Source organism: Sphingopyxis sp. FD7 (genome assembly GCF_003609835.1).
Lineage (GTDB): Bacteria > Pseudomonadota > Alphaproteobacteria > Sphingomonadales > Sphingomonadaceae > Sphingopyxis.
In genome coordinates, this window is sequence record NZ_AP017898.1 from 1,174,949 (window position 1) to 1,189,051 (window position 14,103).

General features: G+C 66.2%; 14 protein-coding genes. 6 read left to right on the forward strand and 8 right to left on the reverse strand.

The annotated features are described in order from the left end of the window. Positions 1-39: 39 nt before the first annotated feature. From SPYCA_RS05495 to SPYCA_RS05510, 4 genes are all read right to left on the reverse strand, one after another. A complete protein-coding gene (locus tag SPYCA_RS05495; protein WP_120219266.1) occupies positions 40-1,233 on the reverse strand; it encodes a type III PLP-dependent enzyme in 1,194 nt (397 codons plus the stop codon). Between the two features lie 222 nt (positions 1,234-1,455). Then, positions 1,456-2,628 (reverse strand): carboxynorspermidine decarboxylase, encoded by a 1,173-nt coding sequence (locus tag SPYCA_RS05500; RefSeq protein WP_120219267.1) that lies wholly within the window; start codon positions 2,626-2,628, stop codon positions 1,456-1,458. Positions 2,629-2,646: 18 nt separating this feature from the next. Continuing rightward, positions 2,647-2,997, reverse strand: a complete 351-nt coding sequence (locus SPYCA_RS05505) for a DMT family protein (protein WP_120219268.1) — start codon at positions 2,995-2,997, stop codon at positions 2,647-2,649. A 133-nt stretch (positions 2,998-3,130) separates the two neighbouring features. Next, positions 3,131-4,339 carry a saccharopine dehydrogenase family protein gene (locus SPYCA_RS05510; RefSeq protein WP_120219269.1) on the reverse strand — a complete coding sequence of 403 codons (1,209 nt, stop codon included), beginning with the start codon at positions 4,337-4,339 and terminating at the stop codon, positions 3,131-3,133. A gap of 66 nt (positions 4,340-4,405) precedes the next feature. On the opposite strand from SPYCA_RS05510, the gene SPYCA_RS05515 reads away from it, so the two are divergent. From SPYCA_RS05515 to SPYCA_RS05530, 4 genes are all read left to right on the forward strand, one after another. Further along, a complete protein-coding gene (locus tag SPYCA_RS05515; RefSeq protein WP_120219270.1) occupies positions 4,406-5,395 on the forward strand; it encodes a threonine ammonia-lyase in 990 nt (329 codons plus the stop codon). 46 nt (positions 5,396-5,441) lie between these two features. Further along, positions 5,442-5,873, forward strand: coding sequence for a hypothetical protein (locus SPYCA_RS05520; protein WP_120219271.1), 432 nt, complete (start codon positions 5,442-5,444; stop codon positions 5,871-5,873). A gap of 151 nt (positions 5,874-6,024) precedes the next feature. Next, a complete protein-coding gene (locus tag SPYCA_RS05525) occupies positions 6,025-7,251 on the forward strand; it encodes a DUF3419 family protein (RefSeq protein ID WP_120219272.1) in 1,227 nt (408 codons plus the stop codon). Continuing rightward, positions 7,248-7,889 carry a class I SAM-dependent methyltransferase gene (locus tag SPYCA_RS05530; protein ID WP_232003535.1) on the forward strand — a complete coding sequence of 214 codons (642 nt, stop codon included), beginning with the start codon at positions 7,248-7,250 and terminating at the stop codon, positions 7,887-7,889. Before SPYCA_RS05525 ends, SPYCA_RS05530 begins: the two co-directional genes overlap by 4 nt. A 13-nt stretch (positions 7,890-7,902) precedes the next feature. Here SPYCA_RS05530 and SPYCA_RS05535 read toward each other — a convergent pair whose 3' ends face one another. The 4 genes from SPYCA_RS05535 to murI form a co-directional block, all read right to left on the reverse strand. Continuing rightward, positions 7,903-9,168 (reverse strand): YceI family protein, encoded by a 1,266-nt coding sequence (locus SPYCA_RS05535; protein ID WP_120219273.1) that lies wholly within the window; start codon positions 9,166-9,168, stop codon positions 7,903-7,905. Between the two features lie 86 nt (positions 9,169-9,254). Beyond that, positions 9,255-9,944, reverse strand: a complete 690-nt coding sequence (locus SPYCA_RS05540; RefSeq protein WP_120219274.1) for a nitroreductase — start codon at positions 9,942-9,944, stop codon at positions 9,255-9,257. Then, entirely contained in the window at positions 9,941-11,161 is a 1,221-nt protein-coding gene (gene hemA / locus SPYCA_RS05545) for a 5-aminolevulinate synthase (protein WP_120219275.1), read from the reverse strand. The genes SPYCA_RS05540 and hemA overlap by 4 nt, the downstream gene beginning before the upstream one ends. Before the next feature lie 136 nt (positions 11,162-11,297). Further along, positions 11,298-12,104 (reverse strand): glutamate racemase, encoded by an 807-nt coding sequence (gene murI / locus SPYCA_RS05550; RefSeq protein ID WP_120219276.1) that lies wholly within the window; start codon positions 12,102-12,104, stop codon positions 11,298-11,300. A 212-nt stretch (positions 12,105-12,316) separates the two neighbouring features. Between murI and plsY the strand changes: the two genes are divergently transcribed. Both plsY and dprA read left to right on the forward strand, forming a co-directional pair. Further along, a complete protein-coding gene (gene plsY, locus SPYCA_RS05555) occupies positions 12,317-12,919 on the forward strand; it encodes a glycerol-3-phosphate 1-O-acyltransferase PlsY (protein ID WP_120219277.1) in 603 nt (200 codons plus the stop codon). Further along, the gene (dprA, locus tag SPYCA_RS05560) at positions 12,916-13,998 is read left to right on the forward strand and encodes a DNA-processing protein DprA (RefSeq protein WP_120219278.1); all 1,083 of its coding nucleotides are present in this window, start codon (positions 12,916-12,918) and stop codon (positions 13,996-13,998) included. Before plsY ends, dprA begins: the two co-directional genes overlap by 4 nt. Positions 13,999-14,103: the final 105 nt, after the last annotated feature.

Consider the following 14,103-nt stretch of genomic DNA (forward strand, 5'->3'; position numbering starts at 1 on the left):
TGGTTTAAACCGGACCGGCGCTTTGCCGATCCTGATCCGTCAGAACAGCTTGGTCACCGTCGCGCTGCGGCGTTCCTGTTCGACTTCGCCCGTGTAGAGGCTCGTCATCGGTTCGTCGCTGACGACATGGGTTTCGTCGGCGCCGAAACCGTTGAACTTCGTCCGCATCGCGCAGCCATAGGCGCCGAGCATCCCGATCTCGATGAAATCGCCGGCCTTGATGTCGGCGGGCAGAAAGAACGGCCCCGCCATATGGTCGAGGTCGTCGCACGTCGGGCCATAGAAGCTGAACGGCACCAGATCGGCGTCGCTTTCGGCATCGCGTTGCAGCGACACCGGGAAGCGCCAGCCGACATGCGCGGCGTCGAACAGCGCGCCATAGGCGCCGTCGTTGATGTACAGCTCCTCGCCACGGCGCTTTTCGACGCGGACGATCAGCGAGCTGTACTCGGCCGACAGCGCACGGCCCGGTTCGCACCAAAGCTCGGCCGAATAGCTGATCGGCAGGCTTTCGAAGCTGCGGTGGATCGTGTCGAAATAGGCATCGAGCGGTGGCGGCTCCATTCCCGGATAGGAAGACGGAAAGCCGCCCCCGACGTCGATGATGTCGACGGTGACCGACGCCGCGACGATGGCGGCGCGGACACGCTCCATCGCCTGCGCATAGGCGTGCGGCGTCATCGCCTGGCTACCGACATGGAAGCAGATGCCGAGCGCGTCGGCGGCCTGCCGCGTCGCCATCAGCAGTTCGGCGACGTCTTCAGGCTCGGCGCCGAACTTGGCGGCGAGGCTGAGCTTTGAATGATCGGACGAGACGCGCAGCCGCACGAGCAGGTTCAGATCCTGCGCGCCTTCGGTCGCGCGAACGATCTTTTCGAGCTCGTCGAGCGTGTCGAGCGAGAAGGTGCGCACGCCATGCTTCCAATAGGCTTCGGAAATCGCTTCTTCGGCCTTGACGGGGTGCATGAAGCAAAGCGTCGCCCCCGGCAGTGTGCGCGCGACGAGCCGCACCTCGGCGATCGAGGCGACGTCATAGTGGGTGACACCCGAATCCCACAGCACGCGCAGCAGGTCGGGCGACGGATTCGCCTTGACCGCATACATGGTCGTGCCGGGAAATCGCTCGATGAAGAAACGCGCTGCGCGCCGCGCGGCGTGCGGGCGGACGAGCGTGACAGGTTCGACCGGCGAAAGTGCCTGAATCAGCCCGTGGGCGCTATGATGCTGGTGCAATGCAAGGGACCCCCAAAGGTAAAGTGAAACATCCAAGGCTGCCTTGCGGTTATTGGAAGTCCCCCTGGGGCAGCGGGGAGCGCATATATGGCGGGGGGTCTCCCCTGTAAAGACCCCTCTGCGCAATTTTGTAACGCGGCGGTAACAGTCGGGGCGAAGCGGGGCGGCGGTGCGCCGAGCGGGGCAGGAGCGCGAGTTCGTCAGCGATGAGCGTCCAATGGCTCAGCCAAGCCGCGTCTTGAAATCCTCATACCCGAATTCGCGGATCAGCTCGAGGTCGTCCGTGTCGCTGTCCCACAGCCAGATCGACGGCAGCGGCACGCCGTTGAACATATTGGTCTTGACCATGGAATAATGCGCCTGGTCAAGAAAGGCGAAGCGCTGGCCGATGCGCGCCCCCCCGGGCAGGCGATAATCGCCGATGACGTCGCCCGCGAGGCACGACGGCCCGCCGAGCCGCGTCGCCCCGCCTTCGCTCGCTTCGCCAAGCATTGCGGGGCGATAGGGCGCCTCGATCACGTCGGGCATGTGGCAGGTCGCCGAAATGTCGGTGATGCCGATGCTCATGCCGTTGCTGAACAGGTCGAGAATCTCACCCACGAGGATGCCCGCGTCGAGCGCGATTGCCTCGCCGGGTTCGATCATCACGTCGCAATCGGTGGCGGCGCGCACCTGTTTCAGAAAGGCGATCAGGTCGTCGACCTGATAATCGGCGCGCGTGACATGGTGGCCGCCGCCGAAGTTGATCCATTTGAGCTGGCCGAAAAACGGCCGCAGCATCGGATGGACCGCATTCCATGTACGTTCGAGCGGCGGGAAATCCTGTTCGCACAGGCTGTGCATATGCACGCCGTCGACGCCGTCCATATGTTCGGGCAGCAATTGCGTGATCGGAAAGCCCAGGCGGCTGCACGGCGCGGCGGGGTCATATTTGGTGACCTCGCCCTCGCTGTGCATCGGGTTGATGCGCAGGCCGATGTCGAAGCTTTCGCCCTTGGCGCGCAATTCGTCCAGCAGCGGGCGGAAGCGCGCGATCTGGCCGGGCGAGTTGAAGATGAGATGGTCGGACAGCGACGCGATTTCGGGCAGGTCGGCTTCCTTGTACCCCGCGCAATAGGTCGCGACCTCTCCGCCATATTCGGTGCGTCCGAGTTTGGCTTCATAGAGTCCGGACGCGCAGACGCCATCCAGATATTCGGCAACCGTCGGGCCGAGCGACCACATCGAAAAGGCTTTGAGCGCCGCGAGCACGCGCGCGCCCGATGCGTCGCCGACATGGCGCAGCAGCGCGAGGTTGGCGCGAATCTTTGCCGCGTCGACGACGAAGGCGGGCGAGGGGACGCGGCTGAGGTCGAAGCGGGCAAAGGCTCCGGGGTCGCCGGCACGGGTTTCCATGTCGCTATAGGCTTTCTGTCAGACCGCAATCGGGCCCTTGAAGATGAAAAACGCCCCCGCCGCAATCAGTCCGAAACCGACGAGATGGTTCACGGTCAGCCTCTCACCGAGCCAGAAGACCGCGAACCCGGCAAATATGATGAGCGTGATGACTTCCTGCAAGGTCTTGAGTTCGGCGGCGGTGTAGACGCTATAGCCGATGCGGTTTGCCGGGACGACCAGGCAATACTCGAAAAAGGCGATGCCCCACGCGATCAGAATGGCCAGCCATAACGGCCGCGATACCGCGCCGAGTTGCCCGTACCAGGCGAAGGTCATGAAGATGTTGGACAGGAACAAGAGGCCGATCGGGGCGAGGTAGGCGGTCATGGCTGCTCCCAATCCTGTATTTCGTGCGCCCGCGAAGGCAGGGCCCACCACCCGGGCGATCGCTCGTCAACGCACCATGCCGAATGACGACATATTCGGTGGCGAATCCCTGTTTCGCAGCGGCGCAGTTGGCTTAGAAATCCAGCGGCGCGTCCAGTTCCTTCACCTGCCACGGCAGACCATGCTTCATCAGCATGTCCATGAAGGGATCGGGGTCCATCTGTTCCATGTTGAACACGCCGTCGCCGCTCCACGTGCCGGTGACCATCATCGCGGTGCCGATCATCGCGGGGACGCCCGTGGTGTAGCTCACCGCCTGATTGCCCGTTTCGGCATAGGCGTCCTCATGGTCGCATATATTGTAGAGGTAGAGCGTCTTTTCCTTGCCGTCCTTGCCAAGTCCGGTCGCGATGACGCCGATGTTGGTCTTGCCCTTGGTCGTCTCGCCGAGGCTCGACGGTTCGGGGAGCACGGCTTTCAGGAATTGCAGCGGGATGATTTCCTTGCCCTCGTACATCACCGGGTCGATGCGCGTCATGCCGACATTCTGGAGCACGGTGAGGTGCTGGATATAGGCGTCGCCGAAGGTCATCCAGAACCGGATGCGCTTGATTTCGGGCAGGTGTGTTTTCAGGCTTTCGATCTCCTCATGATACATGAGGTACATATTCTTCGGCCCCACACCCTCGAAATCGAACGACTGCTTCACCGACATCGGCGGCGTTTCGACCCATTCGCCATTTTCCCAGTGCCGCGCGACGGCGGTGACTTCGCGGATGTTGATTTCGGGATTGAAGTTGGTCGCGAAATGCTGGCCATGATCGCCGCCGTTGCAGTCGAGGATGTCGAGCGTGTCGATACGCTCGAAATGATGCTTCTTGAGCCATGTCGTGAACACGCTCGTCACGCCGGGGTCGAAACCCGAGCCGAGCAGCGCCATCAGCCCGGCATCCTTGAAGCGGTCGTGATAGGCCCATTGCCAGTGATATTCGAACTTCGCCTCGTCGCGCGGCTCGTAATTGGCGGTGTCAAGATAATGCGCGCCGGTCGACAGGCACGCCTCCATGATCGTCAGATCCTGATAGGGAAGCGCCAGGTTCACGACATGGGTTGCGCCGATCGAACGGATCAGCGCCGCGGTCGCGTCGATATGGTCGGCGTCGACCTCGGCGGTCCTGATCGTCACGCCGGTGCGCGCCTTCACCGACTCGGCGATCGCGTCGCATTTGAACTTGCGGCGGCTGGCCAGCGTGATGTCGGGAAAGATGTCGGGGTTCATCGCCATCTTGTGCACTGCGACCGAACCGACGCCGCCCGCACCGATCACCAGAACCTTGCTCATCGAAAAATCTCCTGTCGCGGCGCGTTGCCGCCTTGTCTTGTATGCCCGGCCCTATAGGACGAAGCCATGACACAGCAAAGCCCCGAAGCCCTCATCGATCCGAACCGTGCGCCCACGCTGGCAGGCGTCGAGCGCGCGGCGGCGAAAGTCGCGACCTTGCTCCCTCAAACGCCGCTGCTGCCGCTCGAGGTCGATGGCCGCACCATCTGGTGCAAGGCCGAATCGCTCCAGCCGGTCGGCGCGTTCAAGATTCGCGGGGCGTGGCACCGATTGACCGACCTGACGGCGGAACAGGCCGCGGCGGGCGTGGTCGGCGTGTCGAGCGGCAACCATGCGCAGGGGGTAGCCTGGGCGGCAAGGCGCCTCGGGATCAAGGCAACGATCGTCATGCCGAGCAACGCCCCGGCGATGAAGCTTGCGGCGACGCGGCGGCTCGGCGCCGAGGTCGTGCTGTATGACCGTGTCACCGAATCGCGCGACGCGGTTGCGGCGAAGCTGCTCGAAGAACGCGGCGGCACGCTCGTCCATGCCTATGGCGATCCGTGGATCATCGAAGGGCAGGGAAGCGCGGGGATCGAGGCGGCGGCGCAGATGCGCGCGCGCGGGATCGAGGGGCCCGACCGGATCGTCGCCTGTTGTGGCGGCGGCGGGCTGTCGGCGGGCCTCGCGCTCGCCTGTCCCGACGCCGAGCTGATCGCGGTCGAGCCCGAAGGCTGGGACGATGTGACGCGCAGTCTGGCCGCGGGCGAAATCCTGAGCGTCGACGATCTGGCCTTTCCCACCGAATGCGACGCGCTCCAGACGCCGGAGACGCGGCCGATCAATTTTGCGGTGCTCCGGGCGCGCGGCGTGCGCGGCGTCGTCGTCACGCGCAGCGAAGTGCGCGACGCGATGCGGCTTGCCTTCGAGAAACTGCACCTGGTCATCGAACCCGGCGGCGCGGCGGCGCTCGCCGCGGTGCTGGCGGGCAAGGTGACGCCGACCGATGCAACGCTCGTCACCCTGTCGGGCGGCAATGTCGATCCGCTGAAATTCGCCGAAATCATCGGCGAATAGGAAACTTCGCGCGCATCGGGCGTTTGCGTGGCAAAGGAGAAAGACGATGCACAAGAGTCTGACGATGGCTGCCGCTGCTGCCGCGATCCTGCTCACCGGCTGCGAAAAGGCCGAGGCACCGGCGCCCGCTGACGCTACGACTGAAACGGTGCCGGTCGAGACGGTCCCGGCGGAGGAAGCGGACGCCGCCGCGTCGCACCGCTTTGCGAGCTGGGCGGGCAAGTGGACTGGCGTTGAAGGCATGTATGCGACGATCACGCCTGCGGAACCGGGCCGATACAGGCTGGAGATGCAGTCGGACCTCGACACCAGGGGCAGCTATGACGGCACCGACAGCGAGCATGGGATCCGGTTTATCCGCGGCGGTGAAGACCTGACCCTGCGCCGGGCCAGCGGCGACGAGACGGGGCTCAAATATCTTGCGGGCAAGACCGATTGCCTGATGGTCAAACCGGGCGAGGGCTATTGCCGGGATTAAAGGCCCACCGATAATCCTCCCCATCGCTTCGCAACAGGGAGGATCATCATTTGTCGCGTCTGTCGCCGATTTGTCATCGAACCGTCGCGCGAATCGCAACAAAGCGTGCCATGCGCAGCCTCGGAAACATCCGTTCCGGGAGTCGCGCAGCATGGCCAGCCAGCCCAACAGGAAAATCGCCGCCGCGGTCGTCCGCACCGACGCCGAACAGAATCAGCGCCTGCTCGACCGCGCCTTTGCGCTCGCGTTCAGGGGGCTTGTCTATGCGCAGATCTGGGAAGATCCGGTGGTGGACATGGAGGCGCTGGCGATCGAGCGGGGCCACCGCATCGCGACGATCGCGAGCGGCGGCTGCAACGTCTTTTCCTACTTGACCGCCGACCCCGCGGAGATCGTCGCGGTCGACCTCAACACCGCGCATGTCGCGCTCAATCATCTCAAGCGCGTCGCGATCGAGCGGCTTCCCGATTATCTGAGCTTCCGCCGCTTCTTCGCCGATGCCGACAGCGCGGCGAACATCGCCGATTACCGCGCCTTCGTGCGCCCGCACCTCGACGAAACGAGCCGCCGCTATTGGGAGGGGCGCGATCTGGTCGGGCGCCGCCGCATCAACGGCTTCGCGCACGGGCTCTACAAGCGCGGCCTGCTCGGCAATTTCATCGGTCTTGCGCATCTGGTCGCGCGGATGCACCGCGTCGATCCGCGCCAGTTTCTCGAAGCCCAGAGCATCGAGGAGCAGCGCGCGATTTTCGACGCGAAGTTCGCACCTTTCTTTGACCGCAAGTTCATCCGCTGGGTCACCGACCAGCGCTCGTCGCTCTTCGGCCTCGGCATCCCGCCCGCGCAATATGATGCGCTGGCGGGCGGCAGACCGATGGCCGATGTGCTGCGCGCGCGGCTCGAAAAGCTGGCGTGCGACTTTCCGCTCAAGGACAATTATTTTGCCTGGCAGGCGTTCGGGCGCGGCTATGGCAAGGGCGTGACCGTGCCGCTGCCGCCCTATCTGCAGGCGGCCAATTATGCCGCGGTCAAGGCGCGTGCCGGGCGGGTGACGATGCTCCACGCGAACATGACCGATATGCTCGCCGCCGCCGATGCGGCCAGCTTCAACCGCTATATCTTCCTCGATGCGCAGGACTGGATGAGCGATGCGCAGCTCATCGCGCTATGGGCCGAGGTCACGCGCACCGCGCGGCCTGGCGCGCGCGTGCTGTTCCGCACCGCCGCCGAACCGACATTGCTGCCGGGGCGGCTCCCCGCCGACCTGCTCGACCGCTGGGAATATCGCGAAGACGCCTCGCGCGATTATACGCGCCGCGATCGTTCGGCGATCTATGGCGGCGTCCATCTCTATGTGCTGAAGGGCGCGGGTGCATGACGGCGGCGCATGGCGAACTGATGGACCGCGTCTATCGCACGCAGCGGCACATCTATGACCTCACGCGCAAATATTATCTGCTCGGCCGCGACGGGCTGATCGCCGAGCTGGCGCCGCCGCGCGGCGGCTCGGTGCTCGAGATCGGTTGCGGCACGGGGCGCAATCTGGTTGCGGTCGGCAAGGCGTGGCCGGAGGCTCAATTGTTCGGCGTCGATATTTCGGACGCGATGCTGGCGACAGCGCGGACGTCGCTCGGCAGGGCGGGCATCGACGCGAAGCTGGCGCGCGGCGATGCCTGCGATTTCGACCCCCAGGCGCTGTTCGGCCGCGCGACCTTCGACCGCGTATTCATCAGCTATACGCTGTCGATGATCCCCGACTGGAAAGCGGCGCTCGTCCATGCGGCGCGCTGCGTCGCGCCGGGCAGGCGGCTGGAGATCGTCGATTTCGGGCAGCAGGATCGCCTGCCGCGCGTCTGGCGCCGCACGCTGTTCGGCTGGCTCGCGCAATTCCACGTCGCGCCGCGCGCCGAGCTGGCGCCGATGATCGCGGGGCTGGCCAGGGAAATGGGCAGCGCGGGCCATTGCCGCAGCCTCTATCGCGGTTACGCGATCCGCGGCGGCATCGCGCGCGGCTGATACCCGGCTGCGCTCAGCGCGCGGGGCGCGTTGCCGTGAAGGCAAAGGCGACATCGACCTCCGCCGCAATCGCGTCGGTCGCGGCCCATTCGCCCTGACCGACACCGAACGCCGTGCGGTCGATCCGCGCGGTGCCGCCCACGCGCGCGCGGTCGCCTTCGATCCGGAGCGTGAAGCGCAGCGTCGCGGGTTTGCTGGCGCCGCGCAGGTCGAGCGTGCCGCGCGCTTCATAGCGGTCGCCGTCGAGGTGCCGGATGTCGCGCGCGGTGAAGGTCGCGCTCGGATATGCGGCGGTATTGAAGAAGTCGCTACTCTTGAGCGAATCGTCGCGCTGGCCGTCGCCGGTATCGGCGGACGTGAGGTCGACCTTCACGCTGATGCGCGACGCAGCAAGCTGGTCGGGGCTGAACCGGATGTCGGCGCGCCAGCGATCGAAACGTCCCTCGACCGCCTCACCATTCCAGCGCGCGGTAAAGCCAAGGCGGCCGCCCGGCGCCACCGTCCAGTCTGCGAGCGGCTCTGCCTCTTCCTCGGGCTCGGCGGCGGGATCGCTGTCAGGGGCTTCGGCCGCTTCCGCCTTTTCGGCCTCGACCGGCGCGGGAGGCGCGACGGGCTCGGCCTGTGCTGTATCGGAGATGACCGGTTCGGCGGGTGCGGCGCGCTCGCGGTCGGGATAGACGCTTGAGCCCACAGCGAAGGCGCCGCCGATGAGAGCCAATGCGATCACGGCCGCTCCCACGGCCTTGCCGCGCGCCGACGGGATCATGCGCTGAAGCTCGGGCTTGCCGAGCAGCCACTGGTGGCGGAGCGCGCCCGCGACGTGCAGCAGGAACAGCCCGATCGCCAGCCACGCCATCGCCTCGTGGACCACTTCGGCGGGTTCGTGCCAGCCGCGACCGACGGGAAGGTGCGGCCAGGGCACAATACCGAACAGCAAGGTCGGCACCTGAACCTTCGCGGTCGACACGAGCAGCCAGCCCGTAATCGGGCCAAGGATCATCACCACATAGAACAGGCTATGGACCAAGCCCGCGAGCGCGCGCGTCCACGCCGGGCCGTCGGACGCGGGCGGACGCTGCATGACGACGCGCGCGGCGAGGCGGGCGAGGCTGAGCAGCAGGATCGCGATGCCGACCGATTTGTGGAGCTGGAACCGCTGAAACAGCTCGGGACTGTTATTGCCTTCGAGCGCCCAGCCGAGCGCAATCTGAAAGGCGAGGAGCAGCGCGATCAGCCAGTGGAGCGTGATCGCGGTATAGCTATAGCGTTGAACGGCCATGCAAAACCTTTGTGCAGGGAGCGCGGGAACCGCCGGAAAGACTAGCGCCCGCCGGGATTCGCACAAGCGTCAACCGCTGCTGCCGGTCAATCGTCGAACCCGACGAACCGCACCGCTTCTTCGACGCTCTTGCGGTTCGACACCACCGCGTTCGCGGGAAAATCGGCGTCGGGCCAACCCATCGCGACGCAGATCATGATGACCTGATCGTCGGGAATGCGCGCATGTTCGCGCACGACCGGGCTTTGCATGATCCCCTGGCTGTTGATCACGCAGCCAAGCCCGCGCGACCAGGCGGCGTTGACGAGCGCGTTGGTCACCGCGCCGCAGTCGAACGGCGCGATGTCGCTGCCCAGCAGCACCCGATCATAGGTGACGACGATGCTGACCGGCGCATCGAACTGGCGAAAGCCGCGCAGCACCCAGTCCTGCCGCGCATCCTTGTCGTCGCGTTCGATGCCCATCGCGCCGAACAATTGCTTGGCGATCTCCACCTGACGGCCGCGATGTTCGTCGGGAACCTTGTCGAAGCGGCGAAACTCGCGGCTGTCGGGCTTGCCTGCCAATATGCCCGTGGTATTGCCGCGGCGGATCGCGTCGAGCGGCGCGCCGGTCACGACCGAGAAGTTCCAGCACTGATTGTTGAACGACGACGGCGCGCGCATCGCCACGGCGATGATTTCGGCGATCAGCGCCTTGGGAACGGGCTTGTCGAGGAAGCCGCGGATCGAGCGTCGTCCGACGACGACCTCGTCAAAACCGGGCGTGGTCGTCACGCCGCCTTCTGGAGCTGCAATTCCAGCCGGTCCCAGATTTCGACGAGCGCTGACGTCAATTCGCGCATCATCGCCTCGTCATGCGCGGGGCCGGGGGTGAAGCGCAGGCGTTCGGTGCCGCGCGGCACGGTCGGGAAATTGATCGGCTGCACATAGACGCCATATTCGGCGAGCAATATGTCGCTGATCTTCTTGGCGCGCACCGGGTCACCGACCATCAGCGGGACGATATGCGTCGTCGAATCCATCACCGGCAGGCCGGCGTCGCGGAAACATTGCTTCAGATAAGCGGCGGCGGCCTGCTGCGCCTCGCGCTCGACGCTCGATTGCTTGAGGTGCCGCACGCTGGCGAGCACGCCCGCGACAAGCACCGGTGACAGGCTGGTCGTGAAGATGAAGCCCGGCGCGTAGCTGCGGATCACGTCGATGATATTCCTGTCGGCGGCGATATAGCCGCCCATCACGCCGAACGCCTTGCCCAGCGTGCCTTCGATGATCGTCACGCGATGCGCGGCTTCGTCGCGATCGGTGATGCCGCCGCCGCGCGGCCCGTACATGCCGACGGCATGGACTTCGTCGCAATAGGTGAGCGCGTTATATTTTTCGGCGAGGTCGCAGATCGCGTGGATCGGCGCGACGTCGCCGTCCATCGAATAGACGCTTTCAAAGGCGATCAGCTTCGCCGCTTCGGGATCGTCGGCGGCGAGCATCTCTTCCAGATGCGCAAGGTCGTTGTGGCGCCACACGCGCTTTTCGCAGCCCGAATTGCGGATGCCCGCGATCATCGAGGCGTGATTCAGTTCGTCCGAATAGATGATGCAGTTGGGGAGCAGCTTGCCGAGCGTGCCGAGCGTCGCCTCGTTCGAGATATAGCCCGAGGTGAAGAGCAGCGCGCCCTCCTTGCCGTGCAGGTCGGCGAGTTCGGCCTCCAGGTCGACGTGATAATGGGTGTTGCCGCCGATGTTGCGCGTGCCGCCCGATCCCGCGCCGACGTCGTGCAGCGCCGCCTCCATCGCCTCGACCACCTTGGGGTGCTGGCCCATCGCGAGATAGTCGTTGGAACACCAGACGGTGATCGGCTTCGGCCCATTGTGGCCCGCAAAGCAGCGCGCGTTGGGAAATGCGCCCTTGTTGCGCAGAATGTCGATGAAGACGCGGTAGCGTCCCTCTTCGTGCAGCCGGTCGATCGCGCGAGCGAAAATGTCGTTGTAATTCACGTTTCAGCCCCGCAGTCAGGTGCCAGTCAAGCTCTGGGCGCCGCTCCCCCGGCGGCTGTTAACATGCGGGCCAATAACGCCGAAAAGCGTCAAAGGCCAGTGCGAACGATTCGCAGATCCGGGACAAATTGTCCGATCAGATCGTCTCGATCGATCCGATGCCATAGGGCGCGAGCGCGGCAAGCGGCGGCGGTTGCCGGTCGTCGCTGCGCGTGAAGACCGCGATGCCCGGCGCCGCCGTTGCGGGCCAGCGCTGCCCTTCGGTCAGATGCGCAATACGCCGCGCGATCCCTTCCGCGCCGTCGATCAGCGCGACGCCGGGGCCGAAACCCGCCTGCAATTCGGGCTTCAGCAGCGGGAAATGGGTGCAGGCGAGCACGACGACATCGAGCGCGTCGCCTCCCGGCTGATCGCGGAGCCCCGCGACCGCGCGCGCAATCACCTCCGGATCGACCGCCTCGCCGCGCAGCTTCGCCTCGGCGCCGGTGACGAGGCCGGGGCTGCCGTGGCGCAGCACCGTCTTGCCGCCGGCAAAGCGCGCGCTCAGATCGTCGACATAGGGCTGGCGCACCGTCGCTTCGGTGCCGAGCACGCCGATGACGCCGCTGCGGGTCATTGCGGCGGCGGGCTTGATCGCGGGGACGGTGCCGACGATCGGCAGGTCGAGCGCGGCGCGGACATGGCCCAGCGCGATCGTCGAGGCGGTGTTGCATGCGATGACCGCGAGCCGCGGCTGGTAACGCTCGACAAGCCGCCCGAGCAAGGCGGGGACGCGCGCCGCAAGCTCCTCGTCGCTTTTCTTGCCATAGGGCAGGCCGGCATAGTCGGCGGCATAGACGATCGGCGCAGTCGGCAACAGCGCGCGCGTCGGGCCGAGCACGGTCAGCCCGCCAAGGCCGCTGTCAAAGAAAAGGATCGGCGCGTCGGGGACGGGTGGGTGCATGTGTGTCGCCTAGCAGGCGATGCAAAGGCTCTCAATCTTCTCCGTCGTCCCGGCGAAAGCCGGCACCTCGCCGGTGCGGAAGGAAGCGAGGGTGAGATCCCGGCCTTCGCCGGGATGACGGGTTTATCCATTTCGGATCGCGATGTGCCCGAATCCGTTGATTGCTCCCGCCAACCCCGCCAAAAGGGAAGGCGAACGAAGCGGGGAGTGTGATGACCATCTATCTGTTGATCGCCGGCGGTTATCTGCTCGGCTCCATCCCCTTCGGCGTGTTGCTGACGCGCGCGTTCGGCGCGGGCGATCTGCGGCAGATCGGGTCGGGCAATATCGGCGCGACCAATGTGCTGCGCACGGGGCGCAAGGGGCTGGCGGCGGCGACGCTGCTGCTCGACGGCGCCAAGGGCGCGGCGGCGGTGCTGCTCGCGCGCCACTTCGCGCCCGAACTCGGCGACCATGCCGCGATGATCGCGGGCGCCGCGGCGATGATCGGCCATTGCTATCCCGTGTGGCTCGGCTTTCGCGGCGGCAAGGGCGTGGCAACGCTGCTCGGCCTCGCGCTCGCGCTCGCCTGGCCCATCGGCCTGGTCTTTGCGGCGGTGTGGCTCGGTGCGGTGCTGCTGCTGCGGATATCCTCACTCGGCGGGATGCTGGGCGCGGTATCGGCGCCGGTCGCGGCGTTCCTGTTCGGCTACCCGGTCTATGCCGTGGGGCTCGCCGGACTTGCGGTGATCGTGCTGTGGCGGCACCGCGAGAATATCGCCCGGCTGCGCGCCGGGACCGAACCGCGCATCGGCGCCGCGAAAGAGCGCGCGTGAGCGACGCCGAGCGGCTGGCGCGGCTGCGGCTGATCCGCACCCCGCATGTCGGCCCGGTCAGCTGGCACCAGTTGATGCAGCGTTTCGGATCGGGCGTGGCCGCGCTCGAAGCGCTGCCCGACCTCGTGCTGCGCGGCGGGGCAGGGAAAGCGCGGATCGCGCCTGCCGAGATTGCGGAACGCGAGATCGAATGCGTCGCGGCGCTCGGCGCGCGCCATATATTCAGCGACGAGGATGATTATTCGCCGCTGCTGCGCGCGGTCGAAGGCGCGCCGCCCGTCATCGTCGTGCGCGGCGATACCGCGATGCTGCACCGCCCGTGCGTCGCCATCGTCGGCGCGCGCAACGCGTCGGCCATCGCCTGCCGTTTCGCCCGCCAGCTCGCCGCCGACCTGGCGGGACAGGGTGTGACCGTCGTGAGCGGCCTGGCGCGCGGGGTTGATACCGCGGCGCATGTCGGTGCGATGGGCGGATCGACGGTGGGCGTCATCGCCAGCGGCATCGACATCGCCTTTCCCCCCGAAAATGCCGCGCTTCAGGAAAAGATCGCAAGCGATCAGCTGCTGATCGCCGAACAGCCGCCGGGCACCGAGCCGCTCGCGCGCCATTTCCCCTCGCGCAACCGGATCATCGCGGGGCTGGCGCATGGCACGGTGGTGATCGAGGCGGCGCCGAAATCGGGTTCGCTCATCACCGCGCGGCGCGCGGGCGACTATGGCCGCGAAGTGATGGCGGTGCCCGGCTCGCCGCTCGATCCGCGCGCGCAGGGCTGCAACCAGCTGATCCGCGAAGGGGCGACGCTGATCCAGACGATCGACGATGTGCTCGAGGCGATCGGCCCGATCGACCGCCGCATGGTCCGCGAGCCGGGCCGGGCTTTCGTCGCGGCGCCGGTGGCCGAGCCCGCGGATGGCGAGCGGCGCGCGCTGGTCGAACTGCTCGGCCCGACGCCGGTGGCGGTCGACGAACTGGTGCGCCAGTCGGGGCAGGATGCCGCGGCGGTTCAGCTCGTGCTGCTCGAGCTGGAGCTCGCGGGGCGGGTCGAGCGCCATGCCGGAGCCAAAATCTCGCTTCTGTGATGCGCCGCACAGCGTCGGATTATCGCTGCATTATCGGTTCATCGCGGTTCAGCCACGGTTCAGCGGTGACGCGACAAGCTGATGATATTGTATCACATGCGGGGA

Coding starts and splice junctions, on each gene's coding strand:
- SPYCA_RS05500 (WP_120219267.1), bottom strand. CDS start 2,628: ATGGAAACCCGTGCCGGCGACCCCGGAGCCTTTGCCCGCTTCGACCTC.
- SPYCA_RS05505 (WP_120219268.1), bottom strand. CDS start 2,997: ATGACCGCCTACCTCGCCCCGATCGGCCTCTTGTTCCTGTCCAACATC.
- SPYCA_RS05510 (WP_120219269.1), bottom strand. CDS start 4,339: ATGAGCAAGGTTCTGGTGATCGGTGCGGGCGGCGTCGGTTCGGTCGCA.
- SPYCA_RS05515 (WP_120219270.1), top strand. CDS start 4,406: ATGACACAGCAAAGCCCCGAAGCCCTCATCGATCCGAACCGTGCGCCC.
- SPYCA_RS05520 (WP_120219271.1), top strand. CDS start 5,442: ATGCACAAGAGTCTGACGATGGCTGCCGCTGCTGCCGCGATCCTGCTC.
- SPYCA_RS05525 (WP_120219272.1), top strand. CDS start 6,025: ATGGCCAGCCAGCCCAACAGGAAAATCGCCGCCGCGGTCGTCCGCACC.
- SPYCA_RS05530 (WP_232003535.1), top strand. CDS start 7,248: ATGACGGCGGCGCATGGCGAACTGATGGACCGCGTCTATCGCACGCAG.
- SPYCA_RS05535 (WP_120219273.1), bottom strand. CDS start 9,168: ATGGCCGTTCAACGCTATAGCTATACCGCGATCACGCTCCACTGGCTG.
- murI (WP_120219276.1), bottom strand. CDS start 12,104: ATGCACCCACCCGTCCCCGACGCGCCGATCCTTTTCTTTGACAGCGGC.
- plsY (WP_120219277.1), top strand. CDS start 12,317: ATGACCATCTATCTGTTGATCGCCGGCGGTTATCTGCTCGGCTCCATC.